The following is an 18,350-nucleotide window of genomic DNA, read 5'->3' on the forward strand; positions in this document are numbered from 1 at the left end:
GAAATTCATTCGCGAAAGACATCAGCTACCCGGTTTGACCGGATACCAGCGCGGCGTATACACCCATTGCTCGCCATTAGAGCGGGCAAAAGTGCAGGTGGTCGAAGAACCTATCAGCACCATGGTGCGCATATCTACCTGTTCAGGCGTCAGCTCACCCAGGGTAATGACACGCAATGTCTGCCCCGGACGACCGATATCACGCCCCAGCGTCACGGGCGTTTCAGGGCTGCGGTGCTGACGCACGATTTCCAGCGCCCTGCCCAGTTGCCAGGGGCGTGAGCGCGAAATCGGGTTGTAGAAAGCCAGAGCCAGATCAGCCTGAGAAGCCAGGTCCAGACGCTTTTCGATCACATCCCAGGGCTTGAGGTTGTCCGACAGCGACATGACACAGAAGTCATGCCCCAATGGCGCGCCAGCCTGAGCAGCAGTCGCCAGGGAAGCCGAGACGCCCGGCAGGATTTCCAGCTCGACGGCATGCCATTCGGGGTCCGTGGACTCATGCAACGCTTCCAGCACAGCCGAGGCCATGGCGAATACGCCCGGATCACCGGACGACACCACCACCACCGAACGCCCTTGGGCAGCCAGCTCGAACGCATGGCGGGCACGCAGCATTTCTTCGCGGTTGTCGGTGCAGTGCAGCACCTGATCGGCCCGGAATGGCCCGGCCATGCGCACATAGGTTTCATAGCCCAGCACATCGTTGGCACGGGACAGCTCGGCCTTGACCGCAGGCACCATGAACTCGGCAGCACCCGGCCCAAGGCCGATCACCGCCAGCCGACCGCGTCCACGGCCGATCTGTTGAACATCCAGCGGCTGCCGGGCAACCGCAATCGCCATGCCCTCGCCCACGCTGATGGGCGGCAGCAGTTGCGGCACCGCATGCCGGGCCATTTCACTGGCAGTTTCGGTCTGGACAAAACGCACTGGCACACCCAGATCGGCAGCCGCCTGATGCAAGTCGGCATCCGCCATCTGCGCATCACCCGCCAGCAGACAGGCCAGGGATTGCACAGCCACTCGGGCTTCGTGCAGAGCCGCACGTACGCTGTCGGCCAGTTGCGGGCCGGTTTCACTGACGGCGACCAGCACGCTACGTGGGTAAATCAGCAATTCGTTACTTGAAGGCTCACGCTCGGCACAGCCCACGTGAATGGCCAGCTCGGCGTGTGGGTCCTCCGGCAACTGCGCCTGAGCCAGCCAGGGCGCAGCGCCTTCGATACGCACGCGCTCGCCGGAAAGCAGATCGGAAACGAAGCGCTTGCCCAGTTCCAGATCGCCCAGGGCATAACCACTGGGCGGGTTGAGCAAACAGGTGCCGAAACGCAGTTCGCCACTGGTGGTGATAGCCGGTGCAACGCCAAGGCCCGCGGCTATTTCACGAGCCATGACATTCACGCCACCCAATCCGCCCAGCAGCGGCACGACGGCACTGCCATCTTCGGCCACAGCCAGCACGGCGGGTTCGGCACCCTTTTCGAGCAGCAGTGGCGCCAGGGTCCGGATCACGATACCGGCGGCACACAGGGCAATAATCGGGGTGTTCTGTTGATACAACTGGCGCAGGGTCGCACCAAACTCGGTGTAAGTGCTGTCCGCACCCTGCACCCGCTCGGCAAGACCATGAATCAGCGCGTCCGGGTAAAGCTGCTGGATGCGTCGCGCAGTAGCCAGGCTGCCATTGCCCAGGATCACAATGGCTGGAATATTCAGGACCATCAGCCTTGCCACCTTTCACCGGGAACGATGATCAGCGAAAAGTAAGGTGACGACATGGGATTGACCTCATCCAGCGGCACGATCTTCTGATTGGCCATGGTGGCGCGCTCGACGTACAGCGCACGCCCGGCCATGCTCAGCTCTGTCAGCACATCCCGCACCTTGGGAAAGTTACGGCCCAGTTTCATGATGACCGCCGCATCGGCGTCGGCCAGCTTGCGCTTGAGTTCGTCGTGCGGCAGCACACCGGACAGTACCGACAGGCTCTGATTGCGATAGACCAGCGGCGCACCCAGCACGGACGCACCACCCAGCATCGAGCACACACCTGGAATCACCTGGGCCTCGTAACGCTCGGCCAGACGATCATGCAGGTACATATAAGAGCCGTAGAAGAACGGATCGCCTTCACAGATCACCGCTACATCGCGACCGGCATCCAGATGGGCTGCCACGTCGAGGCTGGCCTCGTCATAGAAGTCACTGATGACCTGCTCGTAAGACAGCGGCGCAGGCAGCGCTTCGGTGGTCACAGGGTAGACCAGCGGCATCAGCGTCTGGGCTTCCTGCAAATGACCTTCGATGATGCCGAACGCATTGCCTTTCTTGCCCTTGGCCACGAAGTAAGCCACGACGGGGGATTCGCGCAGCAGGCGCAGCGCCTTGACGGTAATCAGTTCCGGGTCGCCGGGGCCGACGCCCAGGCCAATCAATCGACCACGAGCCTGCATCATTCGATCTCCGTCGCCAGTGCATTGACCGCGGCCACTGCCATGGCGCTACCGCCGCGACGACCCTGCATGATGACGAAGGGCACGCCACGGCTGTCGGCAGCCAGCATGGCCTTGGACTCGGCCGCTCCAACGAAGCCCACAGGGAAACCGAGGATCAAGGCCGGTTTCGGGGCGCCTGCATCAAGCATTTCCAGCAGATAGAACAGCGCGGTCGGTGCATTGCCGATCACCACGACGCTGCCTTCCAGATGCGGACGCCACCGCTCCAGCGCCACGGCGGAGCGGGTATTGCCCAGTTCACGGGCCATTTCCGGAACACCCTCGTCATGCAGGGTGCAGATGATCTGATTGTTGGCCGGCAGCCGCGAACGGGTGATGCCTTCGGACACCATGCGCGCATCGCAGAGAATCGGCGCGCCCGCCGCCAGTGCATTGCGCCCGGCCGTACCGGCACCCGGGGAGAAGCGCAGGTCTTCGATGACCTCGACCATGCCGCAGGCGTGGATCACGCGCACGGCGAGTTTTTCCAGGTCGGCGGGGATCGTGTCCAGACGCGCTTCGGCGCGAATGATCGAGAAGGAGTTGCGATAAATCTCCTGACCATCGCGGATGTAATCAATCATGCAGAACTGCTCCGTGAGTCGGCTGCCAGCTGCGCGCCGACTGCTTCAATAGTGAGGTCACGCGCACGCAGCACACCGAAACCGGAATGTGCTGCATCGCGAAAATAGAGGTCGTAATGGCCGGGCGAAACCGCCAGCAAGGTCACAGGCGCGACATGGGCCGCCGCACAGGAGCGACCGCAACCGGTCAGGTGCGCCGCTTCGCCGGGGGGCAACTGCTCGGCCAGCAACAGGGCATCGGCCTTGGTATCGGCAAGCCCTTTGCCGCAACCGGCAGAACCGGTGCAGGCAACGATGCGCGACAGCGGCTGCTCGCTGGAACAGATCAGGCCCGCCACCTGCAAGGCCGCCATCACCTCTTGTGCCCGCTCGCCGGGAACATTGGGCAACAACAGGCTTTGCCAGGGCGTCAGCCGCAAGGTGCCATCGCCTTTTTCGCTGGCCAGCCGGGCGACGCTGGTGAGCATCGCGGCATCCAGACGTCCGAGGGGTACTGCGCCGCCGACTGACACAAGGCCGGGTTGCGCCTGTGGATAAATGCCGAGGTGACGATTGTCGCCAGGGTTCGGACGCTGCCATCCGGTTATTTTTTGATCAGATCGCAGGGGCACGCTCAGTCGCGCCGCCAACTGACGGAGGATTTCCTCGACCGGCACTTCAGCCAGCAAATGCCGCATGCGAGTGTGTTCGGCACTGGCCAGATCGAGAAACAGCTCCAGCAACGCGACAACCAGTTCATGCCCGTTCGTCAGTGGCACCGCTGCCAGCGGGCGATCATGGGCTGGGCAACCGGCCAGTCCGAAGGCCAGCAGCACTTCACCGTCCACCGCCAGCGCCGAAAGCCACAGGTCATGAGGATGTTCAAGCATGACTAGCGCCTCGCCGCCGTCCAGCGACAGGGCGAACTTGGCCGACAGTTCATGAAAACGGGCGTGGGTTTCCAGAGACGCCAGAATCTGCGCCGCCAGTGGTCGAGTGTCGAAGAGCATCTGCGGGTCCAGCCCGGCAGTCGGGCTGAGCATCAGGTTGCGTACATCGTCGCTATCGGGATTGGCAGGCCCAAGACCGGCAGCCATCAACGACTCGATCAGCCCGTCATGATCGGCACCGATCCCGCGAAGCTGCAGGTTGGACCGGTTGGTGGCCTCGATCACGCCCTGTGCATAAGTGCTCGCGGCCTGGGCCACCGCCAACGCCTGGGCGCTGGTGATCACGCCACCAGCCAGCTTGATACGGCAGATTCCGCCGTCCAGAGCCGGGACGATACGCAGCAACCCCGGACAGGCCGAGGGGCGAATGGCTATGGAGGACTTGCGAGCGTACTTCGGCTCGTTCAATGAATCACCCGATCTGGACTCTGGTTGCAGCTTCAATAGGCACATGTGCCTATCGGGCGCGGTATTATGCCTGCTTTGTCCGCCAGCATGAAAAGACGCTCTGTCGGAAGTTTGGATCGAGGGATGCACATGTCGCCGTGGCTGACAGTCGTGGGAATCGGGGAAGACGGTTACAAAGGCCTGGGCAAGAATGCCCGGCATGCGCTGCTGCACGCCGATCAGGTGTTCGGCAGCCCGCGCCAACTGGCCTTGTTACCGCGCTGCATCCGCGCAGAACGCCGCAACTGGCCCAGCCCGTTTTCCCTGAATCCGGTGCTGGAGCAGCGCGGTGCCGAAGTCTGCGTGCTGGCCAGCGGCGATCCGATGCTGTTTGGTGTCGGTGCCAGCCTTGCCCGCGTGGTCGCCATCGAAGAAATGCGCGTTGTCTCCGCGCCCTCCTCCTATTCCCTTGCCGCGGCACGCCTGGGCTGGCCGTTACAGGACGTCGTCACGCTTTCGGTGGTCGCCCGCCCATTGGCCGCCCTGAACGCACACTTTCACCATGGCCTGCGCCTGCTGGTGCTGAGCAACGATGGCAGCAGCCCGGCAGCCATTGCCGGCTTGTTGCGCGAGCGCGGCTTCGGCCCCAGCCACATGACCGTGCTCGAACATCTGGGCGGCGAAGCCGAGCGGCGTATCGACGGACTGGCCAGCGAATGGGGCAACCCGGAGATCGCGGCGCTGAATCTGGTCGCCATCGACTGCCGCGCCAGCGCCGACGCCCCGCGCCTGAGTACGCTGGCAGGCTTGCCGGACTCGGCGTTCGAGCATGACGGCCAGCTCACCAAGCGCGATGTGCGGGCAATCACCCTGGCGCGTCTGGCTCCGCTGCCCGGCGAACTGCTCTGGGATGTGGGCGCGGGTTGCGGCTCCATCGGCATCGAATGGATGCGCGCCCATCCCACCTGCCGGACCCTGGCCATCGAGGCTGATGAAGGCCGTCAGCATCTGATCGAATTCAACCGTGACGCGCTGGGCGTGCCCGGCCTGCAACTGGTGCGCGGCAGTGCGCCCGAAGCGCTGAATGGCCTTGAAACCCCTGATGCCATCTTCATCGGCGGCGGCGTTACTCGCCCCGGCGTGCTGGAAGCCTGCTGGAAACAGCTTCGCTCCGGTGGCCGGCTGGTCGCCAATGCCGTGACCCTGCAAAGCGAAATCACCCTGATGGCCTGGCGCGAACAGCATGGCGGTGAGCTGACCCGCATCCACGTCGCCCATGCCAAACCTCTGGGCGAATTCGATACCTGGCGTCAGGCATTGCCTATCACTCTGCTGGATGTGGTCAAACCCTGATGCGTGAAGAAACCGCCGAACAGCCCGCCCCGCTGCGCAGTGGCCTGACGACGGGCAGTTGCGCCACCGCGACCAGCCTGGCGGCGGCGCGCCTGCTGCTTGGCGGACACGCCAGCGATGCGGTGCAGATCGTGCTGCCCAAGGGCAAACAGGTGCAGATGCGCCTGGAGTTCTGCCGCCTTTGGGAAGATGGCGCGGAGTCGGCAACCATCAAGGATGCCGGAGACGACCCCGACGTGACCCATGGCGCGCTGGTATTTGCCCGTGTGCGGCTTGATGCCGAACCGGGCGTGCGTTTTGTCGCAGGCCCCGGCGTGGGCACGGTGACACGCCCCGGTCTGGTGCTGAATGTCGGCGAACCCGCCATCAACCCGGTGCCACGGCGCATGATGACCGAGCATTTGCTGGGGCTGGCGCAGGAGATGGGCTATGCGGGCGGTTTCGAGGTGACGGTGGGCGTCGAAGGCGGTGAAGCGTTGGCGCTGAAAACCATGAACCCGCGCCTGGGCATTCTTGGCGGGCTGTCGATTCTGGGCACCAGCGGCATTGTCCGGCCGTTTTCCTGTGCGGCTTACATCGCATCGATCCATCAGGGTATCGATGTCGCCAAGACCAATGGCTACCTGCATATCGCCGCCTGCACCGGCAATGCCAGCGAAGACACCATGCGCCGGGTTTACGGAATCCCGGATATCGCCTTGATCGAAATGGGCGACTTTGTGGGCGCAGTGCTCAAGCATCTGCGCAAAGTGCCTGTGGATAAACTGAGCCTCTGCGGCGGCTTCGGCAAGATCAGCAAACTGGCTGCCGGGCATATGGACCTGCACAGCCGCCATTCCAGCATCGACCTGCCGCAACTGGCGCAATGGGCAGCCGACGTCGGTGCCGATGAAGTGTTGCAGCAGCAGATCCGCGACGCCAATACCAGCCAGCAGGCGTTGGCCATGAGCGCAGCGGCGGGTGTGCCTTTGGGGGATGCGGTCTGCCAGCACGCCCTGGACTTCGCCCGTAGTGTGGTCCCGGCGCAAGTTCAGGTGGAGGTTTTTGCCATTGATCGTCAAGGCGGGATTGTGGGACAAGCCGGAGTGACTGCATGAAACGCATATTGCTACTGGGCGGCGTAACCGAGGCTCTGGCCATCGCCCGCACCTTGGGGCCGGAGCACATTTACAGCCTGGCGGGCGTTGGCCGCGTGCCAACGGATCTGACCTGCCAGCTCAAGGTTGGCGGCTATGGCGGCGCAGAAGGCATGGCGCAGTTCATCCGTGAACAGGGTGTCGACCTGTTGCTGGATGCCACCCATCCCTATGCCGCGCAAATCAGCCGCAATGCCGCTGTTGCTGCGGGTCTGGCGGGTATCGAGTGCTGGGCGCTGCGTCGTTCGGCGTGGCAGCCCGGCCCTGGCGATGACTGGCGCGAAGTGGCTGACTGGGCCGATCTGACAACGGCACTGCGGCCTTTCAAGCGCCCACTGTTCACCCTGGGCCGCGAGCCCTTGCAACACCTGCACGAAATCCCCGAACACCAGTTCTGGACCCTCCGCGCCCTGGACCCATATCCCGGCAACGAGCGCTGCGAAGTGATCGGCGCACGCGGCCCTTTCCACCTCAAAGACGAACGCACCCTCTTCGAGCGTCGCCAGATCGACGTCCTGATCAGCAAGAACAGCGGCAGCAGCTCCACCGAACCCAAACTGCAAGTCGCCCGGGAACGCGGGTTGCCGGTGCTGGTGTTGAAACGGCCGGAGTTGCCGGAGGTGGATCGGGTGTTGAGAAGTGTCGAAGAAACCCTGCATGCCCTTAGTGCCCTTCGCAAATAACCCGCGACACCCGGCCACACGCCTCCCTTTTTACTTATCGTCACCATTCAGGCTAAATGGCGGGGTTGATGGGTCCCTTCGATAAAACGGAAACCGTAATGTCCCAACGCCGGACAACATCGGTCTGGATTGCCTGCTTTGCAGTGCTGTTCAGCCTGCTGGCCATGCCTCTGTCGCCTCGTTCTCAGGGTGATCAGGTGTTGTGGGGCAGTTTCTGTAGTGGCAGCGGCACGCGTCTGGTGGCGATTTCCCTGGGCGATGCGACAAACAGCATTCCCGGCAATGACGATCACTCGGGCATGCAGCATTGCGCATGCTGCTCAGGTTCGATCATTGTCGTCATCCCCTCCGGCTTTACCCATGGCCCGCAGACACGGCCCGGACCGGAATACTTCCCGCCTGCCCTTTTTGTGATCCACACCTCGCCTCGCCAGCAATGGCCAAGCGCCAATCCCCGAGCCTCTCCGCTAACCTGATATTCACTTCGCACGTGTCTTGACGCACCTGAATGAATTGACCGGAGAATCACCCATGCTCAAGAAAGCCCTCATGCTGGCGGCATTGTTGCTGCCTGCCTGTTTTGCCAATGCCCATGAATACACCGGCGGGAAGCTGTTGATCGGCCACCCGTGGTCCATGGAGCTGCCACCGAATGCGCCGACCGTCGCGGCGTATTTCACCATCGAGAACAAGGGCAACAGCGCCGACCGCCTGCTCAGCGTCAAAACCCCTATCGCCGGTGAAGCACAATTGCATGAACACGTGCAGGCAGATGGCCTGATGAAAATGCGCCAGGTCCCGTCAGTCGACGTTCCAGCCGGTGCCAAGGTCAGTTTTGCGCCCATGGCTTATCATGTGATGTTGCTGGGTATCAAAGACCGGTCCATGCTCGCATTGGGCCAGCGTTTTCCGATGACGCTGCACTTCGAGAAAGCTGGCGATATCGACGTACAGGTCGTGGTCCAGAAGCAGGAACCTGAACACAAGCATTGAGTGACTGCCTGACTTGAGCGCCATGCGCACTGATCGCGTTCACTCATCCACGCCTCGTAAAGTCCGGGGCACGTGGCTGAGTCTGTTCGCCATGTTGATGATCTTTATCGGTCCACTGGTTTCCCAGTCGATGCCGATGGAGCATCACGCCGGTATGTCCATGTCCACGCCGACCTCGATGGATATGGAATCGCACCACGCCCACCCTGGCAGCGAGCAGGCCAAGCCTGCCAATACAGGCATGGACGACCACGCCTTATGGGCCAAATGCGGCTACTGTACTTTGCTGTTCGGCTGCCCCGCTCTGCCTCGAGTGCTGACACTGGTTGCCGCCACACCACCCAAACCCTCCGATTTCTTTGCCGCGCTCACCCGGCAAGGTCATGCGCGTCAGAGCGCCTTCCTGCATGCCCGCAGCCGGGCACCTCCCGCCACGACAGCAGCCTGACCCCCATAACGACCGCAGCCCGGAAGGTTGCGCGAACCTGACTGAGCTGGCGCAAACCTGCGCGAATCAGTCCTGTACCTTTTACCGTGAGCACGCTTTTCATGTCACAGCGTAAAGTCTCTTTCTATAACCTGGCCTGGCGCTGGCATTTCTATGCCGGGCTGTTCGTCGCGCCGTTCATGATCCTGCTGGCGCTGACCGGGATCATTTACCTGTTCAAGCCACAGCTGGACCAGTTGATGTACAGCGACCTGCTGACCGTCAAACCCGCTCATCACCAGCTCAGCGCCGACGAGTTGCAACAGCGGGTGCTGAGCAGTTATCCACAGGCAGCTGTCAGCAAATACTTCCCGCCCGTCAACGCCGAGGGCAGCGCGCAGTTTGTGGTGCGCGAGCAGGGTCGTGAGCTGAATGTCTTTATCGACCCTTATCGCGGCGAGATCCTGGGCACCCAAGATGCCAAAGACAACCTGCAAGCCATCGCACGCGCTCTGCATGGCGAACTGATGATCGGCACAGTCGGCGACCGGCTGATCGAACTGGCCGCTGGCTGGGGCATCATGTTGGTGGTTTCAGGTCTGTACCTGTGGTGGCCACGGGGAAGCAATGCCGCTGGAGTCTTGTGGCCACGCTTGAGCAGTCGCGGGCGAGTGCTGTGGCGCGACCTGCATGCGGTCACCGGCTTCTGGGGCTCGCTGATTCTGCTGTTCATGCTGCTCAGCGGCATGACCTGGACCGGATTCTGGGGCAAGCAATACGCCGAGCTGTGGAACACCTTCCCGGCCGCGATGTGGACCGATGTGCCCAAATCCACGCAACTGGCCGGTGAACTCAATACCGCCAGCGTGCAGACCGTGCCATGGGCGCTGGAAAACACGCCGATGCCGCAGTCCACGGGTGAACATGCCGAACACATGCACCATCACGGCATGTCAGCCGGCCCGGCGGCACCGAAGGTCACGCTGCAGCAAGTGGTGGATATCGCCACCGAACGTAGTGTCGAGCCCGGCTATAGCATCACCGCGCCCAAGACTGCCGAAGGGGTGTTCACGGTGGCGGTGTTCGCGGACGATCCGCGCAATGACGCCACCCTGCATATCGATCAGTACAGCGGCAAGGTGCTGGCTGACGTGGGCTGGAAGGATTACAGCCTGGTTTCCAGGGCTACCGAGATGAGCGTGATGCTCCATGAAGGCAAGTTCTTCGGCTGGATCAACCAGATGCTGATCTTTGTGGCGTGCCTGATGATTCTGCTCGGCTCGGTCAGCGGGCTGGTGATCTGGTGGAAACGCCGTCCTGTTGGAGGCCTTGGTGTACCGCCCTTGCGCCATGATCTGCCACGCTGGAAAACGGCAATCGTGATCATGTTCGCACTGGCCGTAGCCTTCCCGCTGGTGGGCATTTCACTGCTGCTGGTATGGGCATTCGATCGGATTGTTTTTTCCCGCTTTGCTAAATCTTCGGCGGCAGCTTAAATTGCAGCTGCGAAGCCTGAAACCGGCGGGCGGTTTTGTGATGAATTCCTCACCCGACCGGTTCGGGCCTCGTCAGATTCTCTGAAAAAGCCGACCTCGAGTCGGCTTTTTCATGGGCGCGAACACTCCACGCACCAACAACGAACAAAAAACCCACGACGCACCACCCTCAGCGCCACTTCAGTGCGCTCGCTTCCCCGGCGACTCTTCTAGAACGGATATGTGCTCCATTTGCCCGGCTGGGCACAGCCTTTGCTTAGGACCTCTGAGGCAATTCTTTCGCCCTACCAAAAAAGCCAACCGAACGGAGCCCGTCCAATGAAGCGTCGCAGCCTGATCAAAGCTTTCACCCTGACCGCATCAATCGCCGCAATGGGTATGACCTGGACAGTTCAGGCAGCCGAAACGATCAAGGTCGGTATTCTGCATTCGCTTTCCGGGACCATGGCCATTTCCGAGACTTCGCTCAAGGACATGGCGTTGATGACCATCGACGAAATCAATGCCAAGGGTGGCGTGAACGGCAAGATGCTGGAACCTGTCATCGTCGACCCGGCCTCCAACTGGCCGCTGTTCGCGGAAAAGGGCCGTCAACTGCTGACTCAGGACAAGGTCGCTGTCGTGTTCGGTTGCTGGACGTCGGTATCGCGCAAGTCGGTATTGCCGGTATTTGAAGAACTCAATGGCCTGCTGTTCTACCCCGTGCAGTACGAAGGCGAAGAAATGTCGCCGAACGTGTTCTACACCGGTGCAGCGCCTAACCAGCAGGCCATTCCTGCGGTCGAGTACCTGATGGGCGAAGACGGCGGCGCAGCCAAGCGTTTCTTCCTGCTGGGCACCGACTACGTCTACCCGCGCACCACCAACAAGATTCTGCGCGCCTTCCTGCACTCCAAAGGCGTGAAGGACAGCGACATCGAAGAGGTTTACACACCGTTCGGCCACGCCGATTACCAGACCATCGTGGCGAACATCAAAAAGTTCTCGGCAGGCGGCAAGACCGCTGTGATCTCCACTGTGAACGGCGACTCCAACGTGCCGTTCTACAAGGAACTGGCCAACCAGGGCCTCAAGGCCACCGACGTGCCAGTGGTTGCGTTCTCGGTCGGCGAAGAAGAACTGCGCGGCATCGACACCAAGCCACTGGTCGGCCATCTGGCTGCCTGGAACTACTTCCAGTCCGTGGAAAACCCGGTCAACAAAAAGTTCGTGGCTGACTGGAAAGCCTACGCCACCAAAAAGAATCTGCCGGGTGCAGACAAGGCAGTGACCAACGACCCGATGGAAGCCACCTACGTCGGCATCCACATGTGGGCGCAGGCGGTCGAGAAAGCCAAGTCCACCGATGTGGACAAGGTTCGCGAAGCCATGGCCGGTCAGACCTTCGCCGCGCCGTCGGGCTTCACCCTGACCATGGACAAGACCAACCACCACCTGCACAAGCCGGTGATGATCGGTGAAGTCGAGGATAACGGTCAGTTCAACGTGGTCTGGCAGACCAAGGAGCCGATCCGTGCCCAGCCATGGAGCCCGTACATCCCTGGCAACGACAAGAAGCCGGATCATGCGGTGAAGAGTAATTAATACCTAGATGACCTTCGCGAATGAATTCGCTCCTACGGGGCAATTCATTCGCGAAATGCCTCACCGCCGACTCCCAGGCTATCGATATGCCCAAGACCCTGTACCGCCTCATTCTCACGTTCGCGTTCCTGCTGCCATTGGCAGTACACGCCAGTGATGCCGGCGACTTCGTTTCTGCCAGCTCTTCGCAACAGGCCGACCTGCTTGAAACCTGGGCAGCCAAACCTGTGCCCGAACGTGTCGAGCTGCTCGAGGCCTTGCGCGATGGACGTGTTGCAGCAGACAGCAGTAAACGCGCCTACCTCGAAAACAACGAGCAATACGTGGCCGTGGATGCCCAGGCACCTGCCGCCGCCGATGCACCAAACCCTGATGAACCGCGCAAACTGCGCCTGAACAATCGGCTGCGGGGTCTGGTCGAGACCGCGCTGGCCAGTCATCAATTGCTGGCGGCCGATGCGAAATTGCGTCTGGCCGCTGCCCGGCAATTGCAGAAAAGCGCCCGTCCCGCTCAGCTTGAACTGCTGACCCAACGGGTCGCCGCCGAAACCGACTCCGGCGTAAAGGACGCCTTGACACTGGCGCTGGCCAATCTGCAACTGGTCGACAGCAGCCCTTCGGTGCGTCTGGCCGCCGTGCGGCTGCTGGGTGAAACCGGCGATCCGCTGGCGCGTACCCGGCTTGAATCCTTGCTGTCGCCCGGCGTGGAAACCGATGCAACCGTGCGCATTGCTGCCGAAACCAGTCTGGCGCAGGTCAAACGCAAGCTGATGATCGGCGAAGTATTGGGCCAGGCCTTCAGTGGCATGTCTCTGGGTTCGATTCTGTTGCTGGCCGCTCTGGGGCTGGCGATCACCTTCGGCCTGCTGGGCGTGATCAACATGGCCCACGGCGAAATGCTGATGCTGGGTGCCTATTCAACCTATGTGGTGCAGTTGATGTTCCAGCGCTATGCGCCGGGTGCCATCGAGTACTACCCGTTGATTGCCTTGCCGGTAGCGTTTTTTGTCACGGCACTGATCGGCATGGCGCTGGAGCGCACCGTGATTCGCCACTTGTATGGGCGCCCGCTGGAAACCCTGCTCGCCACCTGGGGTATCAGCCTGATGCTGATCCAGGCCGTGCGTCTGGCTTTCGGCGCGCAGAACGTTGAAGTCGCCAACCCTGAATGGCTGTCGGGCGGCATTCAAGTGCTGCCCAACCTGGTGCTGCCTTACAACCGTATCGTGATCATCGCTTTCGCACTGTTCGTGGTGGTGCTGACCTGGCTGCTGCTGAACAAGACCCGCCTGGGTCTGAACGTGCGCGCCGTGACTCAGAACCGCAATATGGCCGCCTGCTGCGGCGTGCCCACCGGGCGCATCGACATGATGGCCTTCGGGTTGGGCTCGGGTATCGCCGGGCTGGGCGGCGTGGCCTTGAGTCAGATCGGCAACGTCGGCCCGGACCTTGGCCAGAGCTACATCATCGACTCGTTCCTGGTGGTGGTGCTCGGCGGTGTCGGCCAACTGGCAGGCAGCGTAATGGCCGCTTTCGGGCTGGGCATCGCCAACAAGATTCTTGAACCGCAAATCGGTGCCGTATTGGGCAAGATCCTGATCCTGGCGCTGATCATTCTGTTTATCCAGAAACGTCCGCAAGGTCTCTTCGCACTGAAAGGACGGGTGATCGACTGATGAATCAGCCATTGATAGTGACCGCCGTACAGAAAGTCGGGCCAAAGGGCACGCTGACCGTGGGCATTCTGGTTCTGGCCATTCTGCTGGCCATGCCGCTGTTGTCGTTGCTGCCTGCCGATAACGGCCTGCAGGTTTCGGCCTATACCCTGACGCTGGTGGGCAAGATCCTCTGCTACGCCATCGTTGCTCTGGCGCTGGATCTGGTCTGGGGTTATGCAGGCCTGTTGTCGCTGGGCCACGGCCTGTTCTTCGCCCTGGGCGGTTATGCCATGGGCATGTACCTGATGCGTGAAGCGGCAGGCGATGGCCTGCCAGCGTTCATGACCTTTCTGTCGTGGACCGAACTGCCCTGGTATTGGGCAGGCACCGACAATTTCCTCTGGGCCATGTGTCTGGTGGTATTGGCTCCGGGCTTGCTGGCGCTGGTGTTCGGCTTCTTCGCTTTCCGCTCGCGGATCAAAGGCGTGTATTTCTCGATCATGACCCAGGCGCTGACCTTCGCTGGCATGTTGCTGTTCTTCCGTAACGAAACCGGTTTTGGCGGCAACAACGGCTTTACCAACTTCCGCAGCATCCTGGGTTTCAGCATCAGTTCCCAGGGCACCCGGGCCACGCTGTTTCTGCTCACGGTCCTGTTGCTGGTGGCGAGCCTGTATGTGGGCTGGCGTCTGGCACAGAGCAAGTTCGGTCGAGTGCTGACCGCCTTGCGCGATGCAGAAAACCGCCTGATGTTCTGTGGCTACGACCCTCGTGGCTTCAAGCTGTTCGTCTGGGTCCTGAGCGCCGTGCTCTGTGGCTTGGCCGGAGCCTTGTATGTGCCACAGGTCGGCATCATCAACCCCAGCGAAATGTCACCGACCAACTCCATCGAGGCCGCCGTCTGGGTGGCACTGGGTGGTCGCGGCACCTTGATCGGCCCATTACTGGGCGCGGGTCTGGTCAACGGCATGAAGAGCTGGTTCACCGTGGCCTTCCCTGAATACTGGCTGTTCTTTCTTGGCGCACTGTTCATCATCGTGACGCTGTATCTGCCCAAGGGCGTGATCGGCCTGCTGAAGAAAAGGAGCGAGTCATGAACAACACACCGACACCCGCTTTCATGCTCGAACCGATCCTCGATCCCAACTCCGACGCGGGCACCAGCCGAGACGCCATCGGTCTGGGCCAGGTTGCAGGCCAGGGGCTCAACACCCGGCACGGTACGATACTGACCCTGGAAGACATCAGCGTCAGCTTCGACGGCTTCAAGGCCCTCAATGACTTGAATCTGTACATCGGCGTGGGCGAATTGCGCTGCATCATCGGCCCCAACGGCGCGGGCAAGACCACGCTGATGGACGTGATCACCGGCAAGACACGCCCCAGCCACGGCAAGGCCTGGTTCGGTGAAACCCTGGACCTGACACAAATGAGCGAAGTGCAGATCGCTCAGGCCGGGATCGGTCGCAAGTTTCAGAAACCCACGGTTTTCGAAGCCCTGAGCGTGTTCGAGAACCTGGAGCTGGCGCAAAAGACCGACAAATCGGTCTGGGCTTCACTGCGCGCAAAACTCAATGGCGAACAGCGCGACCGGATCAACGAAGTGCTGGAAACCATTCGCCTGACCGCATCCGCACAACGCCCGGCCGGTCTGCTGTCCCACGGCCAGAAGCAGTTTCTGGAAATCGGCATGCTGCTGGTCCAGGACCCGCAATTGCTGCTGCTCGACGAACCCGTTGCCGGCATGACCGACGCCGAAACCGAATTCACCGCCGAGCTGTTCAAGAGCCTGGCAGGCAAGCATTCGCTGATGGTGGTGGAACACGACATGGGTTTCGTCGGCTCGATTGCCGACCACGTGACCGTATTGCACCAGGGCAGCGTTCTGGCTGAAGGGTCGCTGGAAGACGTACAGGCCGATGAACGAGTGATTGAAGTGTATTTGGGGCGCTGAGCGCCCAGTTGCAAGCTGTGAGCTGCAAGCGACAAGAAAAAGCGCCCTGGCTTTTGATTTTTCTTGGAGCTTGTAGCTTTCCGCTTGATGACTGCTTTTCTGCTTTTGATTCTTCTTGCGGCTTTTAGCTTGCCGCTTTCAGCTCCGAGGAACACACATGCTGAACGTTAGCAAACTCCACCAATACTACGGCGGCAGTCACATTCTTCGCGGTCTGTCCTTTGACGTGAAAGTCGGCGAAGTCACTTGCCTGCTGGGTCGTAACGGCGTCGGCAAGACCACGTTGCTCAAGGTATTGATGGGGCTGTTGCCGTCCAAAGAGGGTTCGGTCGAGTGGGAAGGCAAGCCCATCACCGGCTTCAAACCGCACCAGCGGGTGCATGCCGGGATTGCCTACGTGCCTCAGGGCCGGGAGATTTTCGGGCGCCTGACGGTGGAGGAAAACCTGCTGATGGGCCTGTCGCGTTTCCCGGGCTCCGAAGCCAAAGAGGTTCCAGCGTTCATCTACGAGCTGTTCCCGGTTCTGCTGCAAATGAAGCATCGCCGTGGCGGCGACCTGTCCGGGGGTCAGCAACAGCAACTGGCAATCGGCCGCGCCTTGGCCAGTCGCCCTCGCCTGCTGATTCTCGACGAGCCCACCGAAGGCATTCAGCCCTCGGTCATCAAGGAAATCGGCGCGGTCATCAAGAAGCTGGCCGAGCGTGGTGACATGGCTATTCTGCTGGTAGAGCAGTTCTACGATTTCGCAGCCGAGCTGGCGGACCAGTATCTGGTGATGTCCCGTGGCGAGATCGTCCAGCAAGGTCGTGGCGAGAACATGGAAGCCGAGGGCGTTCGTGGTCTTGTCACCATTTGAGACGCCAATCCGTTAAGGTGCAGTACTCGACAAAACAATGAAGACACCATGAATCTGCCTGCCCACACCGCCCTGTTCACGCCCAGCTGGCATGCCGAGCTGGAGCTGGGCTATGGACGTTTCGACGACTGCACGCGACCGGTCCAGCGACGCCATAAAGGACCGCTGCGGGTGCAGAAGCATTTGTATGCCGAAGGTCCGCAAGTCTGTCAGCACATCATCGTCCATCCGCCCGGAGGCATTGCGGGCGGGGACCGGCTGGATATCTCGGCCACTGTCGGCCAGCAGGCCTGGGCGCAACTGACCAGCCCCGGAGCGGCCAAGTGGTATCGCGCCGCAAGCCCGGCCTATCAGCAACTGGAGCTGCGCGTCGAACCCGGCGCGACGCTGGAGTGGCTGCCCCAGGAAACCATCGTGTTCAGCCAGGCCCAGGCCGAACTGACCACCCGTATCGACCTGCAAGGCGATGCCCGGCTGTGTTATTGGGATGTGGTGGCGCTGGGGCGTCCAGCCAGTAGCGAGCGTTTCGGGCAGGGGCATTTTCAGTCACATCTGGATATCCGCCGCGACGGCCAGTTGCTATGGCATGAACGGCAGCGAATTGCCGGCGGCGACGGCCTGCTGGATTCGCCTATCGGGCTGAACGGCAGGACCGTATTCGCAACCCTGCTGATCACCGGTGACATCGACAGCGAACTGCTCGAAGCCTGCCGCTCGCTTTCGATGCCCAACCCGGTCAGCGGTGACCTGACCCAATTGCCGGGTCTGGTAGTTGCCCGTTGTCTGGCGGATGAAGCCCTGCATGCACGGGCCTGGCTGATCGAACTATGGAAACTGCTGCGCCCGGCATTGCTGGGGCGCGAGGCGGTGACGCCCAGGATCTGGAACACATGATTTTGCGGTGTGGTTTGTTCGCTCCCACACCAGAACTTTAAGAAACGGAATACACCATGGATCTGAGTCCACGCGAAAAAGACAAACTGCTGATTTTCACCGCTGGCCTGGTTGCCGAGCGCCGTCTGGCCCGCGGGGTGAAACTCAACTACCCGGAAGCCATGGCCTATATCTCTGCGGCACTGCTGGAAGGTGCCCGCGACGGGCAGACCGTGGCCGATCTGATGCATTACGGCACCACGCTGCTGAGCCGCGATCAGGTCATGGAAGGCATCCCGGAAATGATCCCCGAGATTCAGGTGGAAGCCACCTTCCCGGACGGCACCAAGCTGGTCACCGTGCATCAACCGATTGCCTGAGCCAAAAGACTTATGAACGACCTGATTCGCGATGCACTGCCCGCCGATCTGCAAGGCATCCTCGCCATCTACAACGACGCGGTGCTCAACACCACGGCGATCTGGAACGAGCAGCCCGTGGACCTGGCCAATCGTCAGGCCTGGTTCGAGGCGCGCAAGGTACAGGCCTACCCGATCCTGATCGCTGTCGACGATTCGGGTGAAGTGCTGGGCTACTCGTCATTTGGCGACTGGCGTCCCTTCGAGGGCTTTCGGCATACGGTCGAGCATTCGGTCTACGTTCGCGCCGATCAGCGCGGCAAGGGATTGGGGCCAAAGCTGATGGCCGCGCTGATAGAACGCGCCCGTCTTTGCGACAAGCACATCATGGTGGCGGCCATCGAGAGCGGCAACGCGGCCTCCATCGCCCTGCATGAACGCCTGGGCTTCAAGACCACCGGGCAGATGCCACAGGTCGGCACCAAGTTCGGACGCTGGCTGGATCTGACGTTCATGCAACTGGATCTGTCGCCCGGCGCACCGGCACCGGCTTCTCAGGCCCCACAACCTCACTAGGGCA

19 protein-coding genes are annotated in these 18,350 nt (G+C 61.4%); 15 read left to right on the forward strand and 4 right to left on the reverse strand.

Annotation, left to right across the window (positions count from 1 at the left end):
* Positions 1-21: 21 nt before the first annotated feature.
* The 4 genes from cobJ to cobG are packed head-to-tail and all read right to left on the reverse strand — an operon-like array spanning position 22 to position 4,419.
* Complete coding sequence (gene cobJ, locus K5D32_RS18035) at positions 22-1,725, reverse strand: precorrin-3B C(17)-methyltransferase (protein ID WP_221601308.1); 1,704 nt, start codon at positions 1,723-1,725, stop codon at positions 22-24.
* Positions 1,725-2,456 (reverse strand): precorrin-2 C(20)-methyltransferase, encoded by a 732-nt coding sequence (locus K5D32_RS18040; protein WP_221601324.1) that lies wholly within the window; start codon positions 2,454-2,456, stop codon positions 1,725-1,727. Before K5D32_RS18040 ends, cobJ begins: the two co-directional genes overlap by 1 nt.
* Positions 2,456-3,082, reverse strand: a complete 627-nt coding sequence (locus K5D32_RS18045) for a precorrin-8X methylmutase (protein WP_198727653.1) — start codon at positions 3,080-3,082, stop codon at positions 2,456-2,458. Before K5D32_RS18045 ends, K5D32_RS18040 begins: the two co-directional genes overlap by 1 nt.
* The gene (gene cobG / locus K5D32_RS18050) at positions 3,079-4,419 is read right to left on the reverse strand and encodes a precorrin-3B synthase (RefSeq protein ID WP_311775791.1); all 1,341 of its coding nucleotides are present in this window, start codon (positions 4,417-4,419) and stop codon (positions 3,079-3,081) included. Before cobG ends, K5D32_RS18045 begins: the two co-directional genes overlap by 4 nt.
* A 129-nt stretch (positions 4,420-4,548) precedes the next feature.
* On the opposite strand from cobG, the gene cbiE reads away from it, so the two are divergent.
* The 15 genes from cbiE (at position 4,549) to K5D32_RS18125 (ending at position 18,346) form a co-directional block, all read left to right on the forward strand.
* The gene (gene cbiE, locus K5D32_RS18055) at positions 4,549-5,751 is read left to right on the forward strand and encodes a precorrin-6y C5,15-methyltransferase (decarboxylating) subunit CbiE (RefSeq protein WP_221601326.1); all 1,203 of its coding nucleotides are present in this window, start codon (positions 4,549-4,551) and stop codon (positions 5,749-5,751) included.
* Complete coding sequence (locus tag K5D32_RS18060; RefSeq protein WP_221601312.1) at positions 5,751-6,848, forward strand: cobalt-precorrin-5B (C(1))-methyltransferase; 1,098 nt, start codon at positions 5,751-5,753, stop codon at positions 6,846-6,848. The genes cbiE and K5D32_RS18060 overlap by 1 nt, the downstream gene beginning before the upstream one ends.
* Complete coding sequence (locus tag K5D32_RS18065; protein WP_221601313.1) at positions 6,845-7,570, forward strand: cobalt-precorrin-6A reductase; 726 nt, start codon at positions 6,845-6,847, stop codon at positions 7,568-7,570. Before K5D32_RS18060 ends, K5D32_RS18065 begins: the two co-directional genes overlap by 4 nt.
* A gap of 98 nt (positions 7,571-7,668) precedes the next feature.
* Positions 7,669-8,046 carry a DUF2946 domain-containing protein gene (locus tag K5D32_RS18070; RefSeq protein ID WP_221578543.1) on the forward strand — a complete coding sequence of 126 codons (378 nt, stop codon included), beginning with the start codon at positions 7,669-7,671 and terminating at the stop codon, positions 8,044-8,046.
* A gap of 55 nt (positions 8,047-8,101) precedes the next feature.
* Positions 8,102-8,563: a copper chaperone PCu(A)C gene (locus K5D32_RS18075; RefSeq protein ID WP_221594196.1), complete on the forward strand. Its 462-nt coding sequence runs from the start codon at positions 8,102-8,104 to the stop codon at positions 8,561-8,563.
* Positions 8,564-8,576: 13 nt separating this feature from the next.
* Positions 8,577-9,011, forward strand: a complete 435-nt coding sequence (locus K5D32_RS18080) for a DUF2946 domain-containing protein (RefSeq protein WP_409339076.1) — start codon at positions 8,577-8,579, stop codon at positions 9,009-9,011.
* Between the two features lie 101 nt (positions 9,012-9,112).
* Positions 9,113-10,486, forward strand: a complete 1,374-nt coding sequence (locus K5D32_RS18085; protein WP_221601315.1) for a PepSY domain-containing protein — start codon at positions 9,113-9,115, stop codon at positions 10,484-10,486.
* A gap of 318 nt (positions 10,487-10,804) precedes the next feature.
* On the forward strand, positions 10,805-12,070 hold the full coding sequence (gene urtA / locus K5D32_RS18090) for an urea ABC transporter substrate-binding protein (protein ID WP_198727645.1): 1,266 nt from the start codon (positions 10,805-10,807) through the stop codon (positions 12,068-12,070).
* Positions 12,071-12,156: 86 nt separating this feature from the next.
* Positions 12,157-13,746, forward strand: coding sequence for an urea ABC transporter permease subunit UrtB (gene urtB, locus K5D32_RS18095; protein ID WP_221601316.1), 1,590 nt, complete (start codon positions 12,157-12,159; stop codon positions 13,744-13,746).
* Positions 13,746-14,825 carry an urea ABC transporter permease subunit UrtC gene (gene urtC / locus K5D32_RS18100; RefSeq protein WP_221601317.1) on the forward strand — a complete coding sequence of 360 codons (1,080 nt, stop codon included), beginning with the start codon at positions 13,746-13,748 and terminating at the stop codon, positions 14,823-14,825. Before urtB ends, urtC begins: the two co-directional genes overlap by 1 nt.
* Positions 14,822-15,682 carry an urea ABC transporter ATP-binding protein UrtD gene (gene urtD / locus K5D32_RS18105; protein WP_216704211.1) on the forward strand — a complete coding sequence of 287 codons (861 nt, stop codon included), beginning with the start codon at positions 14,822-14,824 and terminating at the stop codon, positions 15,680-15,682. Before urtC ends, urtD begins: the two co-directional genes overlap by 4 nt.
* A gap of 157 nt (positions 15,683-15,839) precedes the next feature.
* Positions 15,840-16,538 carry an urea ABC transporter ATP-binding subunit UrtE gene (gene urtE, locus K5D32_RS18110; protein ID WP_025262167.1) on the forward strand — a complete coding sequence of 233 codons (699 nt, stop codon included), beginning with the start codon at positions 15,840-15,842 and terminating at the stop codon, positions 16,536-16,538.
* A 48-nt stretch (positions 16,539-16,586) separates the two neighbouring features.
* The gene (locus tag K5D32_RS18115; protein ID WP_221601318.1) at positions 16,587-17,432 is read left to right on the forward strand and encodes an urease accessory protein UreD; all 846 of its coding nucleotides are present in this window, start codon (positions 16,587-16,589) and stop codon (positions 17,430-17,432) included.
* A 56-nt stretch (positions 17,433-17,488) separates the two neighbouring features.
* Positions 17,489-17,791 carry an urease subunit gamma gene (ureA, locus tag K5D32_RS18120; RefSeq protein WP_025262169.1) on the forward strand — a complete coding sequence of 101 codons (303 nt, stop codon included), beginning with the start codon at positions 17,489-17,491 and terminating at the stop codon, positions 17,789-17,791.
* A 12-nt stretch (positions 17,792-17,803) separates the two neighbouring features.
* Positions 17,804-18,346 (forward strand): GNAT family N-acetyltransferase, encoded by a 543-nt coding sequence (locus K5D32_RS18125; RefSeq protein WP_221601319.1) that lies wholly within the window; start codon positions 17,804-17,806, stop codon positions 18,344-18,346.
* The last annotated feature ends 4 nt before the right edge of the window (positions 18,347-18,350 follow it).

It is taken from the genome of Pseudomonas cichorii, assembly GCF_019719005.1.
Lineage (GTDB): Bacteria > Pseudomonadota > Gammaproteobacteria > Pseudomonadales > Pseudomonadaceae > Aquipseudomonas > Aquipseudomonas cichorii_E.